General features: G+C 36.4%; 21 protein-coding genes and 1 pseudogene. 3 read left to right on the forward strand and 19 right to left on the reverse strand.

Going from position 1 to position 18,490, the window contains the following annotated elements; genetic code table 11:
- Positions 1-118, forward strand: a pseudogene (locus ACLIBG_RS06105) (IS30 family transposase); the annotation flags it as partial.
- A 98-nt stretch (positions 119-216) separates the two neighbouring features.
- Here the strand turns inward: ACLIBG_RS06105 and tlp are convergent.
- From tlp to ACLIBG_RS06125, 4 genes are all read right to left on the reverse strand, one after another.
- Positions 217-438 carry a small acid-soluble spore protein Tlp gene (tlp, locus tag ACLIBG_RS06110; RefSeq protein ID WP_439311873.1) on the reverse strand — a complete coding sequence of 74 codons (222 nt, stop codon included), beginning with the start codon at positions 436-438 and terminating at the stop codon, positions 217-219.
- A gap of 126 nt (positions 439-564) precedes the next feature.
- On the reverse strand, positions 565-756 hold the full coding sequence (locus ACLIBG_RS06115; RefSeq protein ID WP_439311874.1) for an FbpB family small basic protein: 192 nt from the start codon (positions 754-756) through the stop codon (positions 565-567).
- 84 nt (positions 757-840) lie between these two features.
- Positions 841-3,552, reverse strand: a complete 2,712-nt coding sequence (acnA, locus tag ACLIBG_RS06120; RefSeq protein WP_439311875.1) for an aconitate hydratase AcnA — start codon at positions 3,550-3,552, stop codon at positions 841-843.
- A gap of 248 nt (positions 3,553-3,800) precedes the next feature.
- The gene (locus ACLIBG_RS06125) at positions 3,801-4,880 is read right to left on the reverse strand and encodes an ATP-binding protein (RefSeq protein ID WP_439311876.1); all 1,080 of its coding nucleotides are present in this window, start codon (positions 4,878-4,880) and stop codon (positions 3,801-3,803) included.
- A gap of 221 nt (positions 4,881-5,101) precedes the next feature.
- Here ACLIBG_RS06125 and ACLIBG_RS06130 point away from each other — a divergent pair, with 221 nt between their 5' ends.
- Positions 5,102-5,584: a DUF2621 family protein gene (locus tag ACLIBG_RS06130; RefSeq protein ID WP_439311877.1), complete on the forward strand. Its 483-nt coding sequence runs from the start codon at positions 5,102-5,104 to the stop codon at positions 5,582-5,584.
- A gap of 36 nt (positions 5,585-5,620) precedes the next feature.
- Here ACLIBG_RS06130 and ACLIBG_RS06135 read toward each other — a convergent pair whose 3' ends face one another.
- From ACLIBG_RS06135 to ACLIBG_RS06175, 9 genes are all read right to left on the reverse strand, one after another.
- The gene (locus tag ACLIBG_RS06135) at positions 5,621-6,097 is read right to left on the reverse strand and encodes a CcdC family protein (protein ID WP_439311878.1); all 477 of its coding nucleotides are present in this window, start codon (positions 6,095-6,097) and stop codon (positions 5,621-5,623) included.
- Between the two features lie 34 nt (positions 6,098-6,131).
- Positions 6,132-6,503 carry a response regulator gene (locus tag ACLIBG_RS06140; protein ID WP_439311879.1) on the reverse strand — a complete coding sequence of 124 codons (372 nt, stop codon included), beginning with the start codon at positions 6,501-6,503 and terminating at the stop codon, positions 6,132-6,134.
- 33 nt (positions 6,504-6,536) lie between these two features.
- A complete protein-coding gene (locus ACLIBG_RS06145) occupies positions 6,537-6,965 on the reverse strand; it encodes a Na(+)/H(+) antiporter subunit B (RefSeq protein ID WP_439311880.1) in 429 nt (142 codons plus the stop codon).
- Positions 6,966-7,027: 62 nt separating this feature from the next.
- Positions 7,028-7,732 carry a cytochrome c biogenesis CcdA family protein gene (locus ACLIBG_RS06150; protein WP_439311881.1) on the reverse strand — a complete coding sequence of 235 codons (705 nt, stop codon included), beginning with the start codon at positions 7,730-7,732 and terminating at the stop codon, positions 7,028-7,030.
- A 174-nt stretch (positions 7,733-7,906) separates the two neighbouring features.
- Complete coding sequence (locus ACLIBG_RS06155; RefSeq protein WP_439311882.1) at positions 7,907-8,134, reverse strand: YneF family protein; 228 nt, start codon at positions 8,132-8,134, stop codon at positions 7,907-7,909.
- Positions 8,135-8,179: 45 nt separating this feature from the next.
- Entirely contained in the window at positions 8,180-8,635 is a 456-nt protein-coding gene (sirA, locus tag ACLIBG_RS06160) for a sporulation inhibitor of replication protein SirA (protein ID WP_439311883.1), read from the reverse strand.
- A 128-nt stretch (positions 8,636-8,763) separates the two neighbouring features.
- On the reverse strand, positions 8,764-10,767 hold the full coding sequence (gene tkt, locus ACLIBG_RS06165) for a transketolase (protein WP_439311884.1): 2,004 nt from the start codon (positions 10,765-10,767) through the stop codon (positions 8,764-8,766).
- A gap of 76 nt (positions 10,768-10,843) precedes the next feature.
- A complete protein-coding gene (locus tag ACLIBG_RS06170; protein WP_439311885.1) occupies positions 10,844-11,077 on the reverse strand; it encodes a DUF896 domain-containing protein in 234 nt (77 codons plus the stop codon).
- A 194-nt stretch (positions 11,078-11,271) separates the two neighbouring features.
- Positions 11,272-11,910 carry a YneB family resolvase-like protein gene (locus tag ACLIBG_RS06175; RefSeq protein WP_439311886.1) on the reverse strand — a complete coding sequence of 213 codons (639 nt, stop codon included), beginning with the start codon at positions 11,908-11,910 and terminating at the stop codon, positions 11,272-11,274.
- Between the two features lie 290 nt (positions 11,911-12,200).
- Between ACLIBG_RS06175 and lexA the strand changes: the two genes are divergently transcribed.
- Positions 12,201-12,824: a transcriptional repressor LexA gene (gene lexA / locus ACLIBG_RS06180; RefSeq protein ID WP_439311887.1), complete on the forward strand. Its 624-nt coding sequence runs from the start codon at positions 12,201-12,203 to the stop codon at positions 12,822-12,824.
- 207 nt (positions 12,825-13,031) lie between these two features.
- On the opposite strand, the gene ACLIBG_RS06185 is transcribed toward lexA, so the two are convergent.
- The 6 genes from ACLIBG_RS06185 to ACLIBG_RS06210 all read right to left on the reverse strand — a co-directional run bounded on the left by ACLIBG_RS06185 (position 13,032) and on the right by ACLIBG_RS06210 (position 18,448).
- Positions 13,032-14,273 carry an aminotransferase class I/II-fold pyridoxal phosphate-dependent enzyme gene (locus ACLIBG_RS06185; protein WP_439311888.1) on the reverse strand — a complete coding sequence of 414 codons (1,242 nt, stop codon included), beginning with the start codon at positions 14,271-14,273 and terminating at the stop codon, positions 13,032-13,034.
- Positions 14,266-15,519: a GTPase HflX gene (gene hflX, locus ACLIBG_RS06190; RefSeq protein ID WP_439311889.1), complete on the reverse strand. Its 1,254-nt coding sequence runs from the start codon at positions 15,517-15,519 to the stop codon at positions 14,266-14,268. Before hflX ends, ACLIBG_RS06185 begins: the two co-directional genes overlap by 8 nt.
- An 85-nt stretch (positions 15,520-15,604) precedes the next feature.
- Positions 15,605-16,531, reverse strand: a complete 927-nt coding sequence (locus ACLIBG_RS06195; RefSeq protein WP_439311890.1) for an AAA family ATPase — start codon at positions 16,529-16,531, stop codon at positions 15,605-15,607.
- Between the two features lie 241 nt (positions 16,532-16,772).
- On the reverse strand, positions 16,773-16,997 hold the full coding sequence (gene hfq, locus ACLIBG_RS06200; protein WP_439311891.1) for an RNA chaperone Hfq: 225 nt from the start codon (positions 16,995-16,997) through the stop codon (positions 16,773-16,775).
- Positions 16,998-17,037: 40 nt separating this feature from the next.
- Positions 17,038-17,973 carry a tRNA (adenosine(37)-N6)-dimethylallyltransferase MiaA gene (gene miaA, locus ACLIBG_RS06205; RefSeq protein ID WP_439311892.1) on the reverse strand — a complete coding sequence of 312 codons (936 nt, stop codon included), beginning with the start codon at positions 17,971-17,973 and terminating at the stop codon, positions 17,038-17,040.
- 25 nt (positions 17,974-17,998) lie between these two features.
- On the reverse strand, positions 17,999-18,448 hold the full coding sequence (locus ACLIBG_RS06210; RefSeq protein ID WP_439311893.1) for a Dps family protein: 450 nt from the start codon (positions 18,446-18,448) through the stop codon (positions 17,999-18,001).
- Between the last annotated feature and the right edge of the window lie 42 nt (positions 18,449-18,490).

Consider the following 18,490-nt stretch of genomic DNA (forward strand, 5'->3'; position numbering starts at 1 on the left):
CATTACATCAGTCGCAGACAAGAGAAATCAAATACCAAGAAAATCTTTAAATTATCAAACACCATTGGAAACATTATCAAGGTACGTAAACGAATCAGATTTGTCTAGCTTATATTGACAAATGAAACTATATATATTTTATCATACATATGACACGAATCAGACTCATATATGCATTAAAAAATCCTAAACAAAAGTGTCTAGGATTTAATCTTTTTATCCACGAAATTCATTTTCATCTTTTATTTCCGCACGCATTCCTTCGATGGATTCTTCACGGCGCTTATTTTTTGATTTTATTTGTTGTTTTTGTTCCTCTGAAGCAAATTCCATTGATTCTTTAGCTTCGTCCATGTTTTCAAGTGTATTTTGTACCATACTTTGTAGCTTTTCTGCATTATCGGAACGATCATCGGGTTTTGCACGTTTATTATCCAAACATATTCTCTCCTTTTATTAAAATTTGAATAGAAATCATCTGTTTTAGTTTGTCTTATATACATTTTATTATGCAAAAAATTAACGCCTTTCTCCTATGAGAGAAAGACGTTAACTTAATGGGTTTTACTGCTTTACTTGTTGATCGGTCGAGTTTTTATAAGATTCGTGCAGCTTATCTTCCACAGTTCGTTCAATTCGTTCCATGAAAATTTGGTTTTCCAATATATTCTGACGATTTTCAGCGACCAGATCGTCAAAAGTAATTCTCTTTTTTAGCGAAATGGCTATCACTCCCTTTATGGAAGTATTCCCCATTTGTTAATTAAATATACCATATGAACATAAAAATGGATAAAAATATCACCCCTGTAAACATTTGCTTAAGGGGTGAATGTAAAATTATGCTTCTAGTTTACTGCGTAACACAAGTTGTAATATCCCGCCATGACGGTAGTAATTAATTTCCACATCACTATCAAAACGAGCAATGGCTTTGAACTCAGTCTCTTTCCCTTCATCATCAACAGCGACAACAGTAACTTTTTGATTTGGTTCGACACTTTCATCAATGTCTATGTTGAATTTTTCTTTTCCAGTCAGACCTAGCTTTTCAGCGTTTTGCCCTTTTTCAAATACTAACGGGATAACACCCATCATTACAAGGTTGGAACGGTGAATCCGCTCGTAACTTTCTGCGATAACTGCTTTTATGCCTAATAGATTAGACCCTTTCGCAGCCCAGTCACGGGAGGAACCCATACCGTAATCTTTACCGCCCATCACGATTAATCCTGTGTCATCTTCTTTATATTTCATTGCAGCATCATATATTGGCATGACTTCGCCTGTTGGCCAATAGGTTGTATATCCACCTTCTGTGCCTGGAGCAAGCAAGTTACGAATTCGAATGTTTGCAAATGTCCCACGCATCATGACTTCGTGATTACCTCGGCGCGACCCATATGAGTTAAAGTTTCTAGGAGATACGCCTTGTTCCTGTAAATATTGTCCAGCAGGCATATCTTTAGCAATTGCTCCTGCAGGTGAAATGTGATCCGTCGTAATTGAATCTCCAAATTTACCAAGCGCGCGTAAATTATTCAACGGTTTAATTGAATCCAACTCTTTTGACAAGCCAGTAAAAAATGGCGGATTTTGAATGTATGTTGATTCGCTATCCCATTCATATAAAGGCTCATCCGTTGTGTTAATTTCATTCCATTTATCATTTGATTCAAAGATATTTTCATACTCTTTGCGGAAGATTTCCGGATTTACAACACTGTTAACTGTTTTTTTGATTTCTTCCATAGAAGGCCAGATGTCTTTCATGTAAACAGCATTTCCATCCTTATCCTCGCCAATCGGCTCTTTTACTAAGTCGATGTCCACCGTTCCCGCCAATGCATAAGCAACGACAAGTGGCGGTGAAGCTAAATAATTCGCTTTTGTTAATGGGTGAATACGACCTTCAAAGTTCCGATTACCTGATAGAACAGAAGAAACAGTCAAATCATTTTCCATAATCGCCATTTCTATTTCTTCTCTTAGTGGCCCTGAGTTACCGATACAAGTCGTACATCCGTAACCAACAAGATTAAAGCCCAACTCATCAAGGTATTTGGACAAGCCGGAATCATCAAGGTATCTTGTTACTACTGTCGACCCTGGTGCCAAAGAAGTTTTTACATATGCGGGAACTTCTAAGCCTTTTTCAACCGCATTTTTAGCTAAAAGACCTGCACCTAGCATAACATATGGGTTTGATGTATTGGTACAAGATGTAATTGCTGCGATAGCCAATGCACCTGTTTTCATTACAGATTTTTCACCATTAGGATGTTCGATCGTTACTTCTTTGTCAAATTCTGATTTATCTAAACCAAAGCCTTGGTTTCCTACTGGAGCAGTGATGGCTTTATTGAATTCTTTTTTCATATTAGACAAAGCAATACGGTCTTGTGGTCGTTTTGGACCTGCCAGGTTTGGTTCCAATTCAGAAAGATTAATTTCTATTGTTTCTGTATATTCCGGATCCGGCTGGTCAGAAGAATACCATAAGTTATTTGCTTTACAATATTTCTCAACGAGTGCAATTTGCTCTTCATCGCGACCTGTTAAGCGCAAGTAATTCAATGATTCATTGTCGACTGGGAAAAACCCACAAGTAGCTCCATATTCCGGGGCCATGTTCGAGATGGTTGCACGATCCGCGAGTGGCATATCTTCTAGTCCTGGTCCGTAATATTCCACGAATTTCCCTACGACGTTCTTATCGCGCAACACTTGTGTAACGGTTAATGCGAGATCTGTTGCTGTTGTACCTTCAGGGAAACTTCCCGTGAACTTGACTCCGATTACTTCAGGAGAAGGGAAATATGATGGTTGTCCAAGCATTCCTGCTTCCGCTTCAATTCCACCAACACCCCAACCGAGTACACCTAAACCGTTTATCATTGGTGTGTGTGAGTCTGTACCGACTAGAGAATCTGGAAATGTATCGATAGTTCCTTCTTCATTTTCAATTCCATGTACGACATTAGCTAAATATTCCAGGTTTACCTGGTGAACGATCCCTCTGGCTGGTGGTACAGCGCGATAGTTATCAAATGCTTTTTGTGCCCAGCTCAGAAATTGATAACGTTCTGCGTTACGTTCAAATTCCAAGTCCATATTTGCTTGTAAAGCAGCATGTGTACCATATTTATCAACTTGAACAGAATGGTCAATAACCAAATCGACTGGTACTTCCGGGTTAATTTCGTTCGGATCTCCACCCATATCAACCATCGCTTTACGAAGTGATGCAAGGTCAACAACTGCCGGAACCCCTGTAAAGTCTTGTAAAATGACACGGGAAGGTTTAAACGGAACGTCTGTACCTTCTCCTTCTTTCGTACCCCATTTTGCCAAGCCTTTTACATGCTCATCTTTAATCACAGTTCCGTCATATTGACGTATAACAGACTCCAATAAAACTCGAATGGAGAATGGCAGACGGGAAACGTTGCCTAATTTAGCATCCTCAATCCCTTTTAAATTATAATAGTTATACGTTTTGCCATTTAAATCAAAACTTTCTTTGATACGAAATGAATTGTTCTTCCCCATATGTGCTTACTCCTTTCAACATTGATGATTGGTCATCACTGTATCCATTGTTATAAAAATTAGGTAAGTAAATATAAAAGAAACCCTCTATACCATTGTATTTTATCTGAATGAATAGGATTAAACAAATGTTTTGAAGTCTGTCACATATAGTATTAAATTATTTGACATGATAATTAACACTTATCGTATATGTAATTTTATAAACTTTATTAAAAAATACATCACTGTTATTTTGGGATTGACGATTATTTCCCCTTGTATTTTGGCAATATTATTCTGAAAGTACTGCCCTTATCTTTATTTTTAATAATTTTCAAATCGCCTTCATGGCATTGTAATATTTGTTTTGTTATCATTAATCCGAGTCCAGTTCCATTATCCTTTGTAGTAAAAAAGGGTTGCCCAAGTTTATTTATGAGTTCATCCGGTATTCCGATTCCTTCGTCTATTATATCGATTGCAATATGAGGCCCATACCCCTTTACACATATGGTTATTTTTCCGTTTGAATTACTTGCCTCTATACCATTTTTAACAAGATTGATAAGCACTTGTTTAATTTGTGAACGATCACAATAAACATCATATGAATCGTTTGCTTTAAATATAAATTCTACATTCTTAAGTGTTGCCTGTGACTTTAATAAAAGTAAAACATCTTCTATCATTGGTCCAATTGTTTCAATTTGCTTATCTTCCGTTAAAGGCTTAGAAATATTAAGGAGCTCTGAAGTGACCGATTCCATTTTTTCCACTTCATCAATCATTATTTTATAATATTCCTCTTTTCGATTGACACCTGCTTGTAATAATTGTAAAAATCCTTTTATGGACGTAAGTGGGTTCCTTATTTCATGAGCGACACCTGCAGCAAGTTGCCCCGCTACAGCCATTTGTTCAGAATGGATGACTACACGATCCGCCTCTAGTTGTTTTGTTAGATCTTTAAGTGCAGCAACTACATAGGTTGTGTTATTTGTATGATCTACTATTTTTTTCAAACTACCTTCTAAGTAGACTTTTTGTCCATTTTTACCAATGATCCACGTATTTGATTTATCTTTAGTAGAGGAGTTGTCTTTTGAAAAATTCAATATATACGAAAGTGTTTTTTCAGAAACCTTGTTTTGCCATTGCCTTCCAAGAAAGTCTACTTTATTGTATCCGAGTATATGTTGAATTGATTGAGAGACAAACAAGATTTCACCTGAATTATTTCCGACACATAAAATCATATCAGTGTTGGTATTCTCCAGCCATTCAAGAATTACATCCGGTAGAGTTGCAAGGTTTGTAAAATCATTTTCGACAGTGTCTATCTTCATTTTTCATCCCTCCCTATTTACTGTTATTATGTATACGTCGATTGCTACAAGATTATGACACTTGTATGTATAACTTTGCCGTATTATAATTAATATGAGATAATTTCTATTGAAGTTATAAGTAATGTTACTATAATTGGTAAAAAAAAGGAATCGTTTTTAACAGAATCCTTTAAAACTTTATGAAAATTTTAACTTATAAAAAGAAAATAGGTGGGTAGATGTCAATTTTAATTGATTACTTTATCATATTCTGGGGATTTTTATTAATTGGATTAATGGCAATTGGCGGTTATTTTATGTTCCGCAAATTTTTAAAGCAATTGCCGAAAGAGGACGGAAAATCCGATATGTACTGGCAGCACCACTATATTAATGAAACACGGCACATGTGGCGTGAGAAGGAAAAAGCATTACTTGAGGAGTTAGTGGCACCGGTACCTGAACTGTTCAGAGATGTCGCAAGACAAACGATTGCAAGTAAAGTTGGTGAGGTGGCACTGCAACGAAACAAACAACAAATAACACAGGATATTCTAATTGAAGGGTATATTATTGCAACGCCGAAACGTGATCACCGCTTTTTGCGGAAAAAACTAAAAGAAAAACATATTGACGTAACACCTTATGAACAATTCTTTGCCATGTCAAAGTCTGATTACCGAAGTAATTGGAAAAAGCGATACCAAATGGAAAATAAGTGAAAAATACGCCTAATCCAATAATAGGAAGGCGTATTTTTATATTGAATAAGCGGAAACCTTTTTCTTTAGTTTATAAAATTTGTATAGCATTGCCATCCTCCAGGTGAAAATCATACCAAATCCAAGCAAAAAAAACATCCCGCTTGTTTCCCCTAAAGAAATAGTAGATCCAATAATTAATTTAATAACAATACGGATAATAAGTAACCCAAATAATATAAAAACAAATGACTTGGAAGGAATTAGGTAAATATCTTTATTGCGTATTTCAAACTTCGATGTTCGTATTAAAAAAATCGAAAAAACCATACCGATACCAAGTGCTTCAATTACTTCTATACCTTTTAATTGAAATGGAGGGAATAAAAACATAAATGCACCAGTACTCATAAATAAAGGCGGTAAAATAATTTTCTTTACGGAGGCAGGCTTTTGCGCGGCTTTCAATCGTATAAAAATCATTGTCACAGCCATACACGCAGCAAAAATTGTGCTTACTATTAACCAAAACATGCAATCACACTTCTTTCGAACTCCATCAACAACTTCATCCATCCGTCCAATTTAATACCCGATTTACTGTCTCCAGTACTCTGTTTTCATCAAATGGTTTCACAATAAAATCCTTTGCGCCCAGTTCAATTGCTTGTACAATTGTTCTTTGTTGCCCCATTGCAGAACACATAATCACCTTTGCATCTGGGTCTATTTGTTTGATTGCTTTTATCGCTTCAATTCCATTCATAATCGGCATCGTTATATCTAACGTAACTAAATCCGGTTCTGTTTGTGTATAAAGTTCAATTGCTTCTTCCCCATTACTGGCTTTTCCAACAATTTGATGATTTGCCTGCTGCAAAATGTGTTCAAGCGTAACTTTCATAAAATTAGCGTCATCGACAATTAGTATTCTAGCCACTATTCTTCCTCCAATAGGTGTATGATCAATAGACTAAATTCGATCATCTGCAATGGTCAATATGATTGTAACCGTTGTTCCCAAAACAGTTAAAAATACGCCAATATCAAATAACATGGCCGTCGCCAATTCCAATTCTCCGAAAAAAGGAACAGTTATATGACCAAAAGTCTGAGTCAAAAATGGAACACCAAACAGCAATGAACCTAGACCAGTTAAAACTGCAATTAGTAGCCCAATAGGTACTAAAGTAATAAAGTTGATTGGAAGTATTTTTTCCACTGTATGCTTGCCGTACGACATGTACATAAGCAAGATAGCAGCTGATGTCGTCAATCCACCAACAAATCCGCCGCCAGGCGAATTGTGTCCGGCCATAAGTAAGTAAAAGGCAAATCCTAGCAAAATAAATACAATTAATGAAGTTGTTGTTTTTAAAATTAAGTCATTCGGTTTACTCACTCTAATTTCTCCTTATGCTTGTGTATAACTATTATCATAATATATAACACAAATAATTTCTATTAAAATCCGTAAAAACCAAAATAACCGGCAAGAAATGAAGTGAGTTTTGTCATCCAATCAAAAAATAACGCAATACCGAAAAATATCATGATATATCCACCAATTTTAACAAATTTCAAGCTGTTTTTCTTAATCCAGGAAAGCTTGCTGGTGAAAAATGACAAAATTAGAAAAGGTATAGAGAAACCTAATGCATAGCTTATCATTAAAAGCATTCCTTGATCCGGGTGTGAGGCAGCAAGTGATATGATAAAGACTAAAATTGGTCCTGTACATGGAGTCCACCCCATAGAAAAAGCCATACCGATAATAAACGACCCAAAAAACCCGGCAGGTCTATTTTTAAAAGTAACCTTTTTGTCCCTCATTAAAAATTGAAAGTTCAGCACCCCAACAATGACGAGACCGAAGAACGTAATAAGTATCGCACCAATTTGCCTTATAATGTCCTGGTATACTTTAAAAAATTCAGCTACAAATGTTGTTCCAAAGCCCATCATAATAAAAATACTTGAAAATCCAAGTAAGAATACAATCGTATGAATTAAGCTCTTCTTCGTAAGTTTACTGTTATCTTCATTTAATTCGCTCACACTCATACCAGTAATATATGATAGAAACGCTGGAAAGAGTGGTAATACACATGGTGATATAAATGAAAGAAACCCGGCACCAAAAGCAAGTAAAACATTCACTTCAGACATAGATTTCATCCTTTCCACATTCGCTGTATCTTATTTTAACAGAAAACATGGTGAAGAGTGTTGTATTAGTATGACAATTAACTGACTCTTTTTAATTACAATCTGTGTACATACTAAAACCACTTTTTAAGAAGTTCATCCATAAAAGTGGTTTTGTTTACACGTATATTATAATTACTGTTTATCCATCTGATTATTCATGGAGCGCATCATTTGATTAATTTTCTTCTGCGATGGTTTCTGCCCCATTTGCATCATTAGTGTACGCAACATTTGCTCATTAATAGGTGGATTCTTCTTCAAATAATTCATCATATATTTTCTAGCGATGAAAAATCCGAGCGCAACACCGGCAATTAACGCTGCGACAGCAATTAGTACAACCCAAATCCAACTTAACATTAAAAAACTTCCTCCCTCGTGTTGTCTCTACTACATTATATTAAATCAGGTTAGAGAATACAATAATTGATCTTTAGTAAAGTCATTACTAGTTAGAAAAGGTGCAATCCAGCCAAAATTGGGTGGATGTGTTCCTGTGATGAACAGAAATGGATTAAAAGACCGGAGTATTGGAAATAGAATTTCTTCTGCATCATGCAATGATCTGCAATAAAATTTTAAATATCGGTCAAAAAGATGTAATTCAATGGTTGTTTCTTCTTTCCTAATATAGACGATATGATCTTTTATATGTATGTCTAAACGTTTGTCACAATTGTTAATACAGTCCAGCAATATATGTTTTGAGAACGCTTTTGTTACGTAGTTAAATTGCTGCTCCAGGTCTTGTCCATGTGCACTGCGTTCATATTGTTGCAGAAATCGAAATAAAATGTCAGCTTTTTCAAAATACCGATAAGCAAATGGCTCTTTTATCCAAAAAACATAATATTCATTCAACAAAACCCCTCCTCTTACAACGTATTATACAAATATTTTTTAAAAATATTGTTGGAATACGTTATTTAATAGCACTAGTTTTGTCGAATGAATAAAGATGGATAAGGCAGTCAATGACTGCCTACAGTTTATTTTAATAGCGATTGTACACTTTGTACAACATTTTCTGTTGTAAATCCATATTTTTCTATTAATGTAGCCCCATTTCCGGATGCACCAAATGTATCAATTCCCATTACTTTCCCATAATCGCCAACATAGCGTTCCCACCCGAAAGGTGATCCCATTTCAACTGCTAAACGAGCCTTAACTTTTGGTGGAATGACGCTGTCTTTATAGGCTTGGTCTTGTTCATTAAATCGATCCCATGAAGGCATACTTATAACTCTTGTATCAATGTTTTTAGCTGCTAACTCTTTTTGAGCGCTAATAGCTAATTGAACTTCCGAGCCAGTAGCTAAAATGAGGGCATCAGGTATGTCATTTGTTGCATCACTTACAATATAAGCACCTTTTTTAACCCCTTCATATGCTTTTTCTTTTGTCCCGGAAAGGGTTGGTAAAGCTTGTCTGGTTAATATTAATGCTGTCGGTTTATCTTTAACCTCCAGCGCAAGTCGCCAAGCTGCTTGAGTTTCATTGCCATCTGCAGGACGGATAATCGATAAGTTAGGCATTGCCCGTAAAGATGCAAGCTGTTCTACCGGCTCATGTGTTGGTCCATCTTCACCAACAGCGATTGAGTCATGCGTAAATACGTAAGTAACCGGCATTTTCATTAAAGCGGACAAGCGGATCGCCGGGCGCACGTAATCGCTAAACACGAAGAAGGTCCCACCGTATACTTTCAAACCTCCGTGCAGAGCCATTCCATTTAAAGCTGCACCCATAGCAAATTCACGAACGCCAAACCAGATATTTCTACCGGCATAGTTGGTTTTGGTAAAGTCTTCCTCATCTTTAATCGTTGTATTATTTGAACCGGCCAAATCAGCACTTCCACCAAATAAATTCGGCACGCTTTTGGCGAGAACGTTTAATGCTTCACCTGAAGATTTTCGTGTAGCCAAAGTATCCTCTTCAGGCTCATATGAAGGAAGATCCTTCTCCCAGCCAGCTGGTAAATTACCGTTCATGGCAAGCTGTAATTCACTGGCTAGTTCTGGATAATGCTGTTTATAGGAATGAAATAGCTCCGTCCACTCCTTTTCAGCAGACTCACCATGCACACCTACCTTTTCCTTGAAGTCTGCATAAACTTCATTTGGCACATGAAAGTCGTGATGCGTCCATTTGTAATATTCTTTTGTCAATTTCACTTCATCCATACCAAGAGGGGCTCCATGGGAAGCAGATGAAGCAGACTTATTCGGTGAACCATAACCAATGACAGTTTTTATTTCGATTAAAGTAGGTTGGGTTGTATTTTCTTTTGCTCTACTTATAGCTTTGTTAATTTCACTGATATCATTTCCATTTTCCACTCGAAGCACTTCCCAACCGTATGCTTCAAAACGTTGTTCTGTGTTATCCGAAAAAGATCGATCCAAGTCTCCGTCCAAGGAAATATCATTCGAATCATAAAGTACAATTAATTTTCCAAGACCCAAGTGGCCAGCAAGTGAAGCTGTTTCATGAGAAATGCCCTCCATAATGTCCCCATCTCCAACAAGGGCGTATGTATGATGGTCAATGATAGGAAAGTTTTCTTTATTGTATTTTGCTGCTAAATGCGCCTCAGCCATTGCCATGCCTACAGCCATTGCAACCCCTTGCCCTAATGGACCAGTTGTTGCTTCGACCCCATCTGTATCATGAACTTCGGGGTGTCCTGGGGTTCTTGAATTCCACTGGCGGAATTGCTTTAAATCATCTATCGTTACATCGTATCCAGATAGATGCAGTAAGCCATACAATAACATGGATCCATGTCCTGCAGATAATACAAAGCGGTCCCGATTAAACCATTTTGAGTTTTTCGGGTTTTGCTTCATAAATTCCGTCCAAAGTGTGTAGGCCATTGGAGCAGCCCCCATTGGTAAACCCGGATGACCAGAATTTGCATTTTCTATTGCATCAATAGCAAGTGTACGTATTGTGTTGATTGATAATTGTGTAATATTATTCGACATAATATCTTCCCTTCTATAATCTCCAATAACTATTCATATATTCTATCGTTAAAAAAGCATTGCTACAAATAAATAGTCAATTTTTTTTGTTTTTCTTTTGTAGTTTTTTAACTTTCTCCGGTGTCACGTCGTTCCCTTCTTTGTCCATAACTGTCATGGTCTTTAATTGATTTGTAAATGAACTGCGAACATTTTGTATATACTCTTTTCGTAAAGATGCTTGTTCTTCTTTCTCTTTTTTAGTTAAGGAATCGGTTTTTGCTTTTCTCGCAAGTTCATTAATTCTATTTAACTTATCATTTGATAACAATCCAATAGAGCCTCCTCTATTTAACTTATCGTGCAATTTCAGTTATCAGTTGAAGTTTAATATATGAAGTACTACACATGTACATACGACATAACTTAAATTAATCAACGAAATCTCCAAAACAAGCACAAACAACAAAAAGGCAAGAACATTTTGTCCTTGCCTTTTAATTTTACCTCTATAAGACGATGTATTCAAGTTTTTTGAGATTCTTTATATCTCCGATGTACGGTAGCTTTTGAGACAGGATATCCCATTGCATTTATTATCCTCGTTATTTCTTCAAATGTTAATTGCTGTTGTTTCAGGCGCTGTACTTCATCCAATGGGAAATCGATTTTATGCCGACCGGGAGATTGGTTTCTCTTCGTAAGATTTCTGCTTGGGTCATATCCTTCTTCCATTGCCTTTTCTATACCTCGTTTAATTTTCAAGTTATGAATCTTACGCTGATATTCTTCTACAATACCGACTATTTCAAGAACCATCGAGTCGGATTCCGAAAGCTTTAATGTTCCTTGATCAACTACTGTATAAACAGGAATATTCAATTTGAGCAGTTGATGAAAAAGCGCTATTTTCGTATTGCCTCTTCCCAATCTTGTCTCGTCTTGAATAAGTAAACAATTTGCTTGTCCGCTCGTAAAAATATCGAGTGCTTTAAAAATACCATCACGGTCTATTTCATATCCACTTGCTCTTTCTTCTATGCAATCTACAATATGGAAGCCATATTGTCGTGCCAATATATGCAATTCCCGGCTTTGTCTACGCAAGGATGATTGTTGTTCTTGTTTATTTGTGCTCACTCGGCAGTAAATAATTGCTTGCATGGTAAGTCTCCTTCGACTATATCACGTTTAATAGGTGCTGGAAACCATCGTAAAGTATAATAGTACTAATGTTATTCCAAATGTAATTAAATAAAAAGCATCTGTTTTTGTCATCTTACCAAACATAAGATCAACTCTCCTTAAAAGGTTTTAAGAACGATTGTTCGCATATTTTCATTCTAATACAGAACAAATGATCTTGTCAAGGGTGAATTAGAACGAACGTTTGCGTTTATTGTTCTGCCATGCTAAACTTGTTCTAACTTAATCTATGTATGGGAGTGTAAAAAATGACAAAACTTTCAAAAAGGCAGCAAATGATTGTTGACTATATAAAAAGCGAAGTTCAATCCAAAGGTTACCCGCCTTCTGTACGAGAGATTGCCGAAGCTGTTGGACTTGCATCCAGTTCGACCGTCCATGGTCATCTTGAAAGAATTGAAAGCAAAGGATTTATTCGAAGAGATCCTACTAAACCGAGAGCGATTGAAATAATTGATACTTCAGAAAATAATCACGTACCGCGGGACGAAGCTATGTATGCTCCGCTTATTGGAAAGGTTACTGCAGGGGTTCCGATCACTGCCGTTGAAAATATTGAAGAGTACGTACCGGTTCCTTCATCCACAGTCCGTTCCGATGACAATGTATTTGTACTTACAATTGAAGGTGACAGTATGATTGAAGCAGGTATATTAAATGGTGATATGGTAATCGTTAAACAACAAAATACCGCTAAAAATGGTGATATTGTAGTTGCAATGACAGAAGATGATGAGGCTACAGTTAAACGGTTTTTTAAAGAAAAAGATCATGTTCGTCTCCAACCGGAAAATAGTAATCTCGAACCGTTATTGTATGATAATGTGGCTATTTTAGGTATTGTAATTGGTCTGTATCGGAAGTTGCAATAGGACAAAAACCCCCTTTATAAGTTTTGATATAGTAGAAAGTACGTTATGGCAAATAGTAGTTCGCTTAAACAAAGCCGCGCACTAGAGTGGATAAGCTTTGACCGACATAAAGCAAATAGAAATAATATCGCGAAAAAACAAATCTATAATATTTGTGAACACACAAAAAGCTAGAAGTCATATTCTAGCTTTTGGTAATATAGAACTTTATACAGATAATAATCCCTTTTTAATCATTTGCTTAACCGAATTGGTTATTGCTATTTTCACATGGGCATAGGTTAGACCGCCTTGAATAAAAGCGATATACGGGTCTTTTAAAGGTCCGTCCGCAGTTAGCTCAATGCTTGACCCTTGTATAAATGTACCGGCTGCCATAATTACTTTGTCATCATAGCCTGGCATATCGCTTGGCTCCGGATGTACATATGAATTTATTGGTGAATTTTCTTGTATAGCCTGACAAAAAGATACCATTTGGCGTTCATTTGAAAAGATAACAGATTGGATTAGATCAGTCCGTTCTGCCAAATAATGTGGTTTTGTTTTGTAGCCTGCCAACTCCAGTAATCGGGCTGTAAATAGAGCGCCTTTCAAAGCTTCACCGACAACATGAGGTGCTAAAAATAATCCTTGATACATTTCCTGCAGCATGTCAAGGCTAGCTCCTGCGTCTTTGCCAAGGCCTGGTGCTGTCAATCGGTTAGCGGCTTGTAAAACGAGATCTTTTCGACCAGCTATATATCCCCCCGCACGAACAAGTCCACCACCAGGATTTTTGATTAACGACCCTGCCATAATATCGGCACCGACATGTAATGGTTCCCTCGTTTCGACAAATTCACCATAACAATTATCGACAAAAACAATAATGTTATCATTTATTTTTTTAACAAAGGAAACCATTTTTTCAATTTCGCTAATTGAAAAGGAAGGTCGATCATCATACCCTTTGGAGCGCTGAATTCCGATGACTTTAGTCGTACTGGAGATTGCTTTTTTAATGCCGTTATAATCAATGCTGCCGTCTTCTTTCAACGCTGCTTCTTTATATTTTATATGATAATCTTTTAAAGAGCCGGCATTGTTACCGCGTTTACCAATTACCTCTTCTAGCGTGTCGTAAGGTGCGCCAGTGATGTACAACAATTCATCGCCCGGTCGAAGCAGACTAAACAGCGTCGTTGAAATAGCGTGTGTTCCGGATACAATTTGTGGGCGTACAAGAGCATCTTCACCACCAAAAACTTCTGCATATAATAATTCTATCCCATCTCTGCCCAAGTCATCATAACCATATCCATCTGTTGAATGGAAATGATGGTCACCTATTCGGTTGTTTTTAAAAGCGTTTAAAACTTTTTCTTGGTTTATTTCAACAAGCGTATTGATTTTATTATATAATGTAAAACAATCGGTTTCAGCTTGATTTACTATCTGATCAATCATTTCGTTGTCTGTTCTCCTTTATTAATCGTTGCAGTGGATGATTTTGAGCCATATATCCTTGCACTGTATATTCGTTTGTTTCTTCATTAAAATCTCGTTTAATCACAATCGTTTCGGTTGTCAATAAGTGTAGTTCTTTTCCTTTGTCGGCGGCTAAATAAATTGTATATAATTGCCATGTTTGTTTTAATAAGTGTTCTATTTTTATAAGCAAATCCGTCATATCCTGATCATTAAAAGCACTGACGGATATATATGGATGATTCATCGGAATAAAATCGCCGGTTAATAAATCTTTTTTATTATAAACAGTCAATGCAGGTATTGTGGCTGCATTTAAATCATCTAAAATTTGCGCTACTGTTTTTTGTTGTTCGTTTTGATCCGGATGCGAGCTATCCACTATATGTAATATGAAATCGGCTTCGGCTGCTTCTTCTAATGTTGAACGAAATGAAGCTATTAAGGCAGTTGGCAAATCCTGTAAAAAACCAACCGTATCTGTGACCAACGCTTGAAACCCAGAAGGAAACTGAATCTTCCGGGTTAGCGGATCGAGTGTTGCAAACAGCTTATTCTCTTCTAAAGAGCTGCTATTTGTCAGGCGGTTAAATAAGGTAGATTTTCCCGCATTTGTATATCCTACAACGGCAATCTGAAATACCTTATTCGTTTTTCTTCGATCACGATATTGTTTTCGTTGTTCAACAACCGTTTTTAACCTTCGTTTTATATCCGTAATTCTGCGTCTAATATGTCGTTGGTCCGTTTCTAGCTTTGTTTCACCAGGACCTCTTGTTCCAATTCCGCCTCCAAGACGAGATAACATTGCTCCTTGACCATGCAATCGAGGTAGTAAATATTCAAGTTGCGCCAGTTCGACCTGAAGCTTCCCTTCTTTCGTTTTGGCTCTCTGGGCAAATATATCAAGAATTAATTGGCTTCGGTCAATTAGTCGTACGGAAAAATAATGACCTAAATTTCGAATTTGACTTGGGGATAATTCATCATTGGAGATGACCAATCCGATTTCATTCGAATCAATTTCTTGTTTAATCTCTTCTACTTTCCCCTCTCCGATATACGTTGCCGGGTGTATTTCCTTTCTGTTCTGGATGATTATTTTGCCGACCTTTCCACCCGCAGTGTTGCAAAGTGAAATAAGCTCATTCAAGGATGACTTAAATTGATCATCTCCTTGATTGTTTTTATTGACTGCCATAATGAGTACTTTTTCCTCCGGCATGTATATAAAACCTCTTTCTGTATTATACATGTGTATTTATAGTACGATTTATTGGATTACGTTAATGATAACAAAATTAATCCATTTATGTGAGTTTTTTACTGTCCAATTTTGAAAGTTGTAAGTCCGATGCATATATTTTTGTTAAATCACCTAGTGTATAATTATTTTCACGTAACAGACGAACCGCCTGCATTCGGATTGCGTGCTCAATAATATTACGAACGTAACGAGCATTCGAGAAATTTCTTTCTGATCTTTTTTCCATAATATGTGATTTAATCTTTAATATGGCTCCTGTTGTCAGCTCATACTCTCTCTCTGCAGCCATACGCTGTGCTATTTCCATCAATTGATGAATTTCATAATCATTGAAATCTAAAATGAACGGAAACCTGGATTTTAATCCTGGGTTTTGAACTAAGAATCGCTCCATTTCATAGGGGTATCCCGCCAAAATAAGAATAAAGTCGTTATGATGATCTTCCATGTGTTTTACCAGTGTATCGATCGCTTCTTTTCCGAAATCTTTTTCTCCACCGCGCGCTAATGAATATGCTTCATCAATAAATAAAATACCACCCATTGCTTTATCAATAATGGATCGAGTTTTTTGTGCGGTCTGTCCGATATATTCACCGACTAAATCTGCTCTTTCCGCTTCAATAAAATGTCCCTTAGACAAAATATTCATTTCAAAAAAAATTTGAGCCAATTTCCTTGCAACCGTAGTTTTGCCAGTCCCGGGGTTTCCTTTAAATAACATATGAAGAACTTGATTGGAACAATGCAGGCCAAATTGCTGCCGTTTCGAATTAATGACGATCGTTGCATATATTTCCTTAATTGTTTGTTTTAGTTCTTCCATTCCAACAAAAGCTGAAAATTGTTCATCTATATGAATAAAGGGATCGTTTTTTATTGGTTTAAGCTCACCGGAAGACCGTCTTGACGGTTCATGAAAGACAATATTAATTTGCCCGCTTTTGTTATGAATCATTTCTGCTTTCAATTTATCACCCCTCAGTCATTTTAGTATACGCAGGGGTGAAAAAAATTGTGACAATCGCCTATAATGCATCAATGCATGTTAATTTTTGAAAAGCGTTTATAACGATAGACAAACAAAATTTCTCCGCTTATTATCAGTCATTTATGAAAAAACTATCCATTGCATTCAGCTTCATACGTTCATTTGGAATATACTTGTATGTAAAAAAAGAACACCTGTACTAGGTGTCCTTTATAACTCTTCATTCACTTTCGATCGAAATGTTTTTAACCGGAGCAAAAGTAGAAATAGCATGCTTATAAAGTAGTTGCTGCTTTCCATCTGATTCTAATAATACGGTAAAATTGTCAAATGCTTTTATAATCCCTCTTAATTGAAAACCATTTGTCAAAAAAACAGTTACTGGTACATGTTGTTTTCTCAATTGATTTAAGTATTGATCTTGAATATTAACCGCTTGGGCCATGATCGCTTCCTCCTTATTTCTATCTATGTTATAATAATTTCTATTTAACTCCTACGACTCCTGCTAAATCGTTTAAAATTGTTCGGAAACTTTCAGAGGCGTTATCAGGCGTGATAGGATACCATTGTATATTCATCTTATTCTTGAACCACGTATACTGGCGTTTCGCATACCTTCTGGAGTTTCGCTTAAATAATTCAATCGAATCTTCCATTGACTGTTCCCCTTTTATATATGAAAGAAACTCCTTATATCCGATTGCTTTCATGGCAGTGCTTTTTTCATACCCTTTGTCATACAGTAGTTTTACTTCATCAATCAATCCATTTGCGATCATTTGATCACATCGTTTATTAATCTGATTATACAGTATGGACCGTTCCATTTCTAATCCTATGAAAAAAATATTGTAAAGCGGCTCCTTATTCTCATGTTTATGATGATCTGACATTGGGGTGCCTGTTGTTTCATAGATTTCCAATGCGCGAATCACGCGTCTATAATTATTTGGATGAATTTTGTGAGCTTGGTGTGGGTCAATTCTTTTTAATTCGTTATGTAAATATTCAGCTCCCTTTTCATTAACGAGACGTTCCAATTCCGCAGTGTAGTCTGGATTTCTTTTATGGTTCGAAAAGCTATATCCATATATTGCAGCTTGTATATACAAGCCACTGCCACCGACAATGATAGGGAGTTTAGATTTTGCTGTAATACTATTCACATATTTTTCTACATTATACTGAAAATCAGCCGCTGTAAAATCTTCATCCGGTGGAATTATATCGAGCATGTAATGGTTAATCCCTTTCATTTCTTCACTCGTAATTTTAGCTGTGCCAACGTCCATCCCTTTATAAACTTGCATGGCATCTCCGTTTATCACTTCTCCGTTAAATGCTTTTGCCATTTCAATGCTAAGTGTTGTTTTTCCTACGGCAGTAGGACCTACAATTGCAACTACTGTTTTTTTCACTTGTATTCCCCTAAGTCACTATTATTCATTCATAAGCGAGATAAGCCTGAAGCATCCAAACATATTTTTCGAGCTTCATTTGCAGCGATATAAGTAAGTCGGCAGTTGGCTCGTCCCCTCTTTCTGATGCCAGTGGTATTCCTGTTTGTTTAATTTCTTCGATCAGTTGTTTATAATCATTTGTTAGTTGTAAGATCATTTCACTCTCTTTATCATCTGCGCTTGCTTCCTCGATGCTTGCCTCTTTTACATATTTGATCATAGTTGCAAAAGGCTTTCCATCAATCATTAAGATACGCTCAGCAATATCGTCGACGTCTTTGGCAAACACGGTATACATTTCTTCAAAGGTTTGATGCAGCTGAAAAAAGTGCCTTCCTTGGACAAACCAGTGATATCGATGCAACTTAACATATAAAACAAATGAATTAGCGAGCAGTTGATTTAAGAAGTTAATTAATTTTTGATTATCCATTATTCACCTCGGTACTTTTTTAATAGCTTTGTACAAGGTGAA

This window comes from Virgibacillus sp. W0181 (assembly GCF_051846915.1).
Taxonomy (GTDB): domain Bacteria; phylum Bacillota; class Bacilli; order Bacillales; family Amphibacillaceae; genus JBPYCR01.